The organism is Kitasatospora sp. NPDC056138 (assembly GCF_042264695.1).
Lineage (GTDB): Bacteria > Actinomycetota > Actinomycetes > Streptomycetales > Streptomycetaceae > Kitasatospora.
The window spans coordinates 97,873-105,828 of record NZ_JBHJVK010000024.1 but is presented as its reverse complement, the minus strand read 5'-3'; the positions used below and the strand labels follow the sequence as shown (position 1 = coordinate 105,828).

Sequence of the window (7,956 nt, the reverse complement as noted above, 5' to 3'; positions counted from 1 at the left end):
CGGATGGTCGCTCGGGCGCCGGGTACGCCGCGGGAGTGACCGTGGACGGTCCGTAACGGGGGCGCCCCGCCGCCGCTGCGGCGGGGCGCCCCTTTCTGCTGTCCGGTTTCCGCTGCCGTTCCGCTACCGGGCCGTTGCCCGGCCGGCGCCCGGCCGTGCGCGAAGGGCCCGCAGCGGCCCACGCGATAGCCTGAGGGCGTTCGAGCAGGGCCCGGTAAGGCCGGTGCCCGACTGACCGAGAGGCTCCCAACCGTGCGTATTGCCAGGTTCTCCGTCCGGGAAGGGAGCCCTGCCGCCGGCAGCGTCTCCTTCGGCGTGGTCGAGGGGGATCCCTCCCAGCCCGAGTCTCTGGTGGTCCACGCGCTGGCCGGGCACCCGATCGTCTCCATGCAGCTCAGCGGCGAGAGCTACCGGATGCAGGACATCCGCCTGCTGTCGCCGATCCTCCCCAACAAGATCGTCGCGGTTGGCCGGAATTATGCGGCGCACGCCGCGGAGCTCGGCAACGAGGTCCCGGACGTTCCGCTGACCTTCTTCAAGCCCTCCACTGCGGTGATCGGCCCCACCGAGTCCATCGCGTACCCGCCGTTCTCCTCGGACGTCCAGCACGAGGCGGAACTGGCCGTGGTGATCGGCCGGATGGGCCGGGAGGTGCCGCTGGAGCGGGTGCCGGAGATCGTCTTCGGTTACACCTGCGCCAACGACGTCACCGCGCGCGACGTCCAGCAGCGCGAGGGCCAGTGGGCGCGGGCCAAGGGCTTCGACACCTCCTGTCCGCTCGGGCCCTGGATCGAGACGGAGCTCGATCCGAGCGATCTGGCGATCACCTGCACCGTCAACGGAGACCTGCGGCAGACCGGCCGGACCTCCCTGATGGTCCGTTCGATCGCAGAGCTGATCGTCCACATCTCCGAGGCGATGACGCTGCTTCCAGGCGACGTCATCCTGACCGGCACCCCGGCGGGTGTCGGCCCCATCAACGTCGGCGACGAGGTCGCCGTCTCCATCGAAGGCATCGGCACTCTCACCAATAAGGTGATCAAGCGTGGTTAGCACTGAGCCGGGGACGACCCCGGCCACCCCGAAGGACCCGAGCGTCCGGGTCCGTTTCTGCCCCTCCCCGACCGGCAACCCCCACGTCGGCCTGGTCCGCACCGCCCTCTTCAACTGGGCCTTCGCCCGCCACCACGGCGGCACGATGGTATTCCGGATCGAGGACACCGACGCGGCCCGCGACTCCGAGGAGTCGTACGAGCAGCTGCTCGACGCGATGCGCTGGCTCGGCTTCGACTGGGACGAGGGCCCGGAGGTCGGCGGTCCGCACGAGCCGTACCGGCAGTCGCAGCGGATGGACGTCTACGCCGATGTCGCCGCGCGGCTGCACGAGGCAGGCCACGCCTACCACTGCTACTGCTCCACCGAGGAGCTGGACGCCCGCCGCGAGGCCGCCCGCGCGGCCGGCAAGCCCTCCGGCTACGACGGCCACTGCCGTGAGCTGACGGACGACCAGGTCGCGATCTACAAGCAGGAGGGCCGCCGGCCGATCCTGCGCTTCCGGATGCCCGACAAGACCGTCTCCTTCGACGACCTGGTCCGCGGCACGCTCAGCTTCGAGCCGGAGAACGTGCCGGACTACGGCATCGTCCGGGCCAACGGCGCTCCGCTCTACACCCTGGTCAACCCGGTGGACGACGCCCTGATGGGCATCACCCACGTGCTGCGCGGCGAGGACCTGCTCTCCTCCACCCCGCGGCAGATCGCCCTCTACGCCGCGCTGGCCGAGATCGGCGTCGGGCCCGGCATCACCCCGCGCTTCGGCCACCTGCCGTACGTGATGGGCGAGGGCAACAAGAAGCTGTCCAAGCGCGACCCGCAGGCCAACCTCAACCTGTACCGCGAGCGCGGCTTCATCCGCGAGGGCCTGCTCAACTACCTCTCGCTGCTGGGCTGGTCGCTCGCCGAGGACCGGGACCTGTTCTCCATGGACGAGCTGGTCGCCGCCTTCGACATCGCCAAGGTGAACTCCAACCCGGCCCGGTTCGACCTGAAGAAGTGCGAGGCGATCAACGCCGAGCACCTGCGCCGGCTGGCACCGGAGGACTTCGTCCGGCGGCTGGTCCCGTACCTGCAGGCTCCCGGCCTGCTGCCGGCGGAGCCGACCGCCGAGCAGCTCGACCTGCTCGCCAAGGTGGCGCCGCTCACCCAGGAGCGGATGGTCGTGCTGAGCGAGATCGTCAACATGGCGGGCTTCCTCTTCGTCGACCCCGCCGAGTTCAGGGTCCAGGAGGAGGACGCGGCCAAGGCGCTCACCCCCGACGCCCGTCCGGTCCTCGAGGCCAGCATCAAGGCGCTGGAGGAGCTGGGCGACTTCACGCCCGAGCCGATCCAGGCGGCCCTGCGCGAGGCGCTGGTGGACGGCCTGGGCATCAAGCCCAAGTTCGCCTTCACGCCGCTGCGGGTGGCCGTCACGGGCCGCCGGGTCTCGCCGCCGCTGTTCGAGTCGATGGAGCTGCTCGGCCGGGCCGAGACGCTGCGCCGGCTGACGGCCGCTCTGGAGCTCGTACCGGCCTCCTGAGCCGGGGCCGGACGGCTGCGTGACCTGGTCCGCAGCCGTCCGGCGCACTGCCTGGGGTTATCGATTTTGGACCCAGGCCAGACGTCGGGTAATGTTCTTTCTGCGCCGCCCGGGAGGGAACGGACGAGGGAGTGAAACCCCGTCGGGAACCGACCGAGAGGCGCAACGCCCGAGAAGAGCTCGCAAGGGTTCAACTCTGGTGGGGTATGGTGTAATTGGCAGCACGAGTGATTCTGGTTCATTTAGTCTAGGTTCGAGTCCTGGTACCCCAGCGCAATACAAATGAAGATCAAGCCCCCGTTGTGTAGCGGCCTAGCACGCTGCCCTCTCACGGCAGTAGCGCCGGTTCGAATCCGGTCGGGGGTACTGATCCCGCAAGGGATCGCCAAGAAAGCCCCCGTTGTGTAGCGGCCTAGCACGCTGCCCTCTCACGGCAGTAGCGCCGGTTCGAATCCGGTCGGGGGTACTGATCCCGCAAGGGATCGCCAAGAAAGCCCCCGTTGTGTAGCGGCCTAGCACGCTGCCCTCTCACGGCAGTAGCGCCGGTTCGAATCCGGTCGGGGGTACCAGAGCGGCAAGGCCGGTGGGTAGTACTCCCATCGGCCGAGCGCTTTGTTGGGGTATGGTGTAATTGGCAGCACGAGTGATTCTGGTTCATTTAGTCTAGGTTCGAGTCCTGGTACCCCAGCCAGTAGTTCAGCCCCGGTGAATCCGGGGCTTTTCTGTTTTTCCGGCTCGATATCCCCGGGTTGATTTCCCCGGACGCGGTGTCCCCGGGTGCGGTGTCCCCGGGCGGTGTCCCGGGCCGATGCCGAAGGGCCGCCCCGGATTTCCGGAGCGGCCCTTTCGGCATTGCGTGTCAGCCGCGCCGCAGCGCCTCGGTGAGCCGGTTGGCGGCCTCGATGATGGCCTGGGCGTGCAGCCGGCCCGGGTGGCGGGTCAGTCGCTCGATCGGGCCGGAGACGGAGACGGCGGCCACCACGCGGTTGGAGGGGCCCCGTACGGGCGCGGAGACGGAGGCCACGCCGGGCTCCCGCTCCCCGATGGACTGGGCCCAGCCACGCCGCCGTACGCCGCTGAGCGCGGTGGCGGTGAAGCGGGCGCCCTGCAGGCCGCGGTGCAGCCGCTCGGGCTCCTCCCAGGCCAGCAGGACCTGGGCGGCCGAGCCGGCCTTCATCGGCAGGGTGCTGCCGACCGGGACGGTGTCCCGCAGGCCGGAGAGCCGCTCGGCGGCGGCGACGCAGATCCGCATCTCGCCCTGCCGGCGGTAGAGCTGTGCGCTCTCGCCGGTGACGTCGCGCAGGTGGGTCAGGACCGGGCCCGCGGTGGCGAGCAACCGGTCCTCGCCCGCCGCGGCGGAGAGTTCGGCAAGTCGGGGGCCGAGGATGAAACGGCCCTGCATGTCCCTGGTGACCAGGCGGTGGTGTTCGAGTGCGACGGCGAGTCGGTGGGCGGTGGGCCGCGCCAGACCGGTGGCGGCGACCAGCCCCGCCAACGTGGCGGGGCCCGACTCCAGTGCGCTGAGCACCAGAGCGGCCTTGTCGAGAACGCCGACGCCGCTAGTGTTGTCCATGTCTCGATACTGCAGTCTCAGTGGGCGAGACGCAAGTTCAATCCCGCCGGAAAAGCGCCACTCTTGAAGCAGCAGCCCGGGAGAAACCCAGGATGGACCCTCACCAGGGTGTCCACATCCTGGACAACAGATCCGGCGTGCGGGTCCGCCTGCGGTGCCTCACCAGGCCGGGTACGGGACGGGGCCTCGACGACACGAGAAGGCCGGCAGAGCGGCCGGCTGGAGGGAAAGCGATGGGACGGACACTCGCAGAGAAGGTCTGGGACGACCACGTCGTCCGGCGCGCCGAGGGCGAGCCCGACCTGCTCTACATCGATCTGCACCTGCTGCACGAGGTGACCAGTCCGCAGGCGTTCGACGGCCTCCGGCTGGCCGGCCGGAAGGTCCGCCGGACCGATCTCACCATCGCCACCGAGGACCACAACACCCCGACCCTGGACATCGACAAGCCGATCGCCGACCCGGTCTCCCGGGTCCAGCTGGAGACCCTGCGCCGGAACGCCGCGGAGTTCGGCGTGCGCATCCACTCGCTGGGCGACGTCGAGCAGGGCGTGGTGCACGTGGTCGGCCCGCAGCTGGGCCTGACCCAGCCCGGCACCACGGTGGTCTGTGGCGACTCTCACACCTCCACCCACGGCGCCTTCGGGGCCCTGGCGTTCGGCATCGGCACCAGCCAGGTCGAGCACGTGCTGGCCACCCAGACGCTCCCGCTGGCCCCGTTCAGGACCATGGCGATCACCGTCGAGGGCGAGCTGCCCGAGGGCGTCACCGCCAAGGACCTGATCCTGGCGGTCATCACCAGGATCGGTACCGGCGGCGGCCAGGGCTACGTCCTGGAGTACCGCGGCTCGGCGATCCGCAGCCTCTCCATGGAGGCCCGGATGACCGTCTGCAACATGTCGATCGAGGCCGGCGCCCGCGCGGGCATGATCGCCCCCGACCAGACCACCTTCGACTACCTCCAGGGCCGGCCGCACGCCCCCGAGGGCGAGGACTGGGACGCCGCCGTCGAGTACTGGAAGACCCTGGTCACCGACGAGGACGCGGTCTTCGACGCCGAGGTCTTCATCGACGCCACCGAGCTGACCCCGTTCGTCACCTGGGGCACCAACCCCGGCCAGGGCGCCCCGCTCGGCGCCCGGGTGCCGGACCCGGCCTCCTTCGCGGACCCGCAGGAGCGGACCGCCGCCGAGAACGCGCTCAAGTACATGGGCCTCGAGGCCGGTACGCCGCTGCGCGAGGTCGCGGTGGACGCCGTCTTCGTCGGCTCCTGCACCAACGGCCGGATCGAGGACCTGCGGGCCGCCGCCGCCGTCGTCGAGGGCCGCAAGGTCGCGGACGGGGTGCGGATGCTGGTCGTCCCCGGATCGGTCCGGGTCGCCCTGCAGGCCATCGAGGAGGGCCTGGACAAGGTGTTCACCGCCGCCGGTGCCGAATGGCGCCACGCGGGCTGCTCGATGTGCCTGGGCATGAACCCGGACCAGTTGGCGCCGGGCGAGCGCTGCGCCTCCACCTCGAACCGCAACTTCGAGGGCCGGCAGGGCAAGGGCGGCCGGACCCACCTGGTCTCTCCGCAGGTCGCCGCCGCGACCGCGGTCCTGGGCCGTCTGGCCGCGCCGGCCGATCTGGCCGCCCCCGTCTCGACCAAGCCCAGCGTGGAGGTCTGACCATGGAGAAGTTCACCACCCACACCGGCCGGGCCGTCCCGCTGCGCCGCAGCAACGTCGACACCGACCAGATCATCCCGGCGCACTGGCTGAAGAAGGTCACGCGTTCCGGTTTCGAGGACGGCCTGTTCGAGGCCTGGCGCAAGGATTCCGACTTCATCCTCAACCAGCCCGAGCGGCAGGGCGCCACGGTGCTGGTCGCCGGCCCCGAGTTCGGTACCGGTTCCTCGCGCGAGCACGCGGTCTGGGCACTGCAGAACTACGGTTTCGCGGCGGTCGTCTCCTCGCGCTTCGCGGACATCTTCCGTGGCAACTCGCTGAAGAACGGCCTGCTGACGGTGGTCCTGCCGCAGGAGACGGTGGAGCGGCTCTGGGCGCTCACCGAGGCCGATCCGACCGCCGAGATCACCGTTGACCTCCAGGCTCGCGAGGTGCGGGCCGAGGGCGTCAACGCCCCGTTCGAGCTGGACGACAACGTCCGCTGGCGGCTGCTCAACGGCCTGGACGACATCAGCATCACGCTGCAGAACGAGGCCGACGTCGCGGCCTTCGAAGGCACTCGTCCGAGCTTCAAGCCGCGTACGCTGCCGGTCGCCTGAGCCGCTCCTTTCTGACGGTCCGACGGATGGCCCGCTCCCCATCGGGGGGGCGGGTCATCCGCTGTTCCGGCCTCGAGTTCGGGTCTGACGCGTGCTCGCGATACTTGCCGGGATTTGTCGGAGAGGGGCGCGGACAGCGCAACTCTGTACAGATGGCACAATCGATGCATGCACTGGCACCATGAACCTCCGTACGCGGGTGGCGAACCCGGGTCGACGGAGGGGACGGATGGTGTCGCCGAGAGTCGAATTGACGATCGGCAGGACGACCAGACCTCACCTGCTGAGGAACCGGACGAGCCGGAAGTCGCGGCGCTCTACGCGCTTGTGGCCGAGCGGTTGAAGCAAGCTCATGTACGCGTTCATGCGCTGAACGTGTCAACCGAGGCAAAGACCGCTCTCACCCGTCAACTGTTGATCGTCACGGAGACCGCCAAGCGTGATCTTCCCGAGGCGGCAAGGCGGTTGAGTCGCTTTGTGCAAGACCTCGACGAGGGGCGCATGCCGCTCGGCTGAGGTCGCCGACGCGCAAATCCATTGCGACACTAGGGTGATTCGCGCGTTTGGTAATTGAAAGTCCGCAGATACATACCTAACGTGCGAAAAGAACGGATGGAATCATCCGGCGCCCGTTTCCGAAGGGGAAGACGTGAACAAGGCTCAGCTTGTCGAAGCGGTGGCCGAGCAGCTGGGTGGTCGCAAGGCTGCCGCAGAGGCCGTCGATGCAGTGCTCGACACGATGGTGCGTGCCGTGGTGGCCGGAGACCGGGTTTCGGTCACCGGTTTCGGCACCTTCGAGAAGGTGGAGCGCTCCGCGCGCTTCGCCCGTAACCCGCAGACCGGCGAGAAGGTCAAGGTCAAGAAGACCTCGGTGCCGCGCTTCCGTCCCGGCCAGGGCTTCAAGGACCTGGTCAGCGGCAGCAAGAAGCTGCCGAAGGAAGGCCCCTCGGTGAAGAAGGCCCCCAAGGGCTCCCTCACCCCGGGCAAGAGCGGCGTCGCCGCGACCCCGGCCGCCAAGCGCGCGGCCACCAAGCGCGCCGCCGCGGCCGGCACCACCGCCGCCGCCAAGAAGGCCGCCGCGAAGAAGACCACCGCCACCGCGGCGAAGAAGACCACGGCCACGGCGGCCAAGAAGGCGACGGCGGTCAAGAAGACCACCGTCACCAAGACCGCTGCGGCGAAGAAGGTCACCGCCACCAAGGCGACCGCCACCAAGGCCGCCGCCACCAAGGCTGCCGCCACCAAGACCGCTGCGGCGAAGAAGGTCACCGCCACGGTCGCCAAGAAGGCGGCGGCGGTCAAGAAGACCGCTCCGGCGAAGAAGACCGCCACGCGCAAGACCACCGCGCGCAAGTCGGCCGCCAAGTAAGGTCCGACGGGTTTTCCCGGGCAGTACCAGTGGACGGCCGTAGTGGCCGTGAGCCGTGGCGGTTCGCGACCGGGAGATCCCGGAGCGAGCCCCCCCCGCGCGTAAGTGACCCGCGCCCGGGGGGCCGGCCCCCCGTTAAGGGGGCGGGACCCGGGGTTGGTAGCGGTTGAGCC

Annotated in this window: 7 protein-coding genes and 5 tRNA genes; 11 read left to right on the top strand and 1 reads right to left on the bottom strand. The window is 69.6% G+C overall.

Annotated features, from left to right (window positions below; all coding sequences use genetic code 11):
- Window positions 1-252: 252 nt before the first annotated feature.
- From ACFC1R_RS17445 to ACFC1R_RS17415, 7 genes are all read left to right on the top strand, one after another.
- Entirely contained in the window at window positions 253-1,053 is an 801-nt protein-coding gene (locus tag ACFC1R_RS17445; RefSeq protein ID WP_045306572.1) for a fumarylacetoacetate hydrolase family protein, read from the top strand.
- Window positions 1,046-2,575, top strand: a complete 1,530-nt coding sequence (gene gltX, locus ACFC1R_RS17440) for a glutamate--tRNA ligase (protein ID WP_375939376.1) — start codon at window positions 1,046-1,048, stop codon at window positions 2,573-2,575. Before ACFC1R_RS17445 ends, gltX begins: the two co-directional genes overlap by 8 nt.
- Before the next feature lie 200 nt (window positions 2,576-2,775).
- Window positions 2,776-2,847, top strand: a tRNA-Gln gene (locus tag ACFC1R_RS17435).
- Between the two features lie 21 nt (window positions 2,848-2,868).
- A tRNA-Glu gene (locus ACFC1R_RS17430) sits at window positions 2,869-2,941 on the top strand.
- Between the two features lie 27 nt (window positions 2,942-2,968).
- A tRNA-Glu gene (locus ACFC1R_RS17425) sits at window positions 2,969-3,041 on the top strand.
- A 27-nt stretch (window positions 3,042-3,068) separates the two neighbouring features.
- Window positions 3,069-3,144 (top strand) — tRNA-Glu (locus ACFC1R_RS17420).
- Window positions 3,145-3,191: 47 nt separating this feature from the next.
- Window positions 3,192-3,266: transfer RNA gene (locus ACFC1R_RS17415), tRNA-Gln, on the top strand.
- 168 nt (window positions 3,267-3,434) lie between these two features.
- Here the strand turns inward: ACFC1R_RS17415 and ndgR are convergent.
- Complete coding sequence (gene ndgR / locus ACFC1R_RS17410; RefSeq protein WP_030275730.1) at window positions 3,435-4,148, bottom strand: IclR family transcriptional regulator NdgR; 714 nt, start codon at window positions 4,146-4,148, stop codon at window positions 3,435-3,437.
- Between the two features lie 233 nt (window positions 4,149-4,381).
- Between ndgR and leuC the strand changes: the two genes are divergently transcribed.
- The 4 genes from leuC to ACFC1R_RS17390 all read left to right on the top strand — a co-directional run bounded on the left by leuC (window position 4,382) and on the right by ACFC1R_RS17390 (window position 7,783).
- Window positions 4,382-5,815 carry a 3-isopropylmalate dehydratase large subunit gene (gene leuC, locus ACFC1R_RS17405; RefSeq protein WP_375939373.1) on the top strand — a complete coding sequence of 478 codons (1,434 nt, stop codon included), beginning with the start codon at window positions 4,382-4,384 and terminating at the stop codon, window positions 5,813-5,815.
- Between the two features lie 2 nt (window positions 5,816-5,817).
- Window positions 5,818-6,414, top strand: coding sequence for a 3-isopropylmalate dehydratase small subunit (leuD, locus tag ACFC1R_RS17400; RefSeq protein WP_375939371.1), 597 nt, complete (start codon window positions 5,818-5,820; stop codon window positions 6,412-6,414).
- 168 nt (window positions 6,415-6,582) lie between these two features.
- The gene (locus tag ACFC1R_RS17395) at window positions 6,583-6,930 is read left to right on the top strand and encodes a hypothetical protein (protein ID WP_197085300.1); all 348 of its coding nucleotides are present in this window, start codon (window positions 6,583-6,585) and stop codon (window positions 6,928-6,930) included.
- Window positions 6,931-7,063: 133 nt separating this feature from the next.
- A complete protein-coding gene (locus tag ACFC1R_RS17390; RefSeq protein WP_375939369.1) occupies window positions 7,064-7,783 on the top strand; it encodes an HU family DNA-binding protein in 720 nt (239 codons plus the stop codon).
- Window positions 7,784-7,956: the final 173 nt, after the last annotated feature.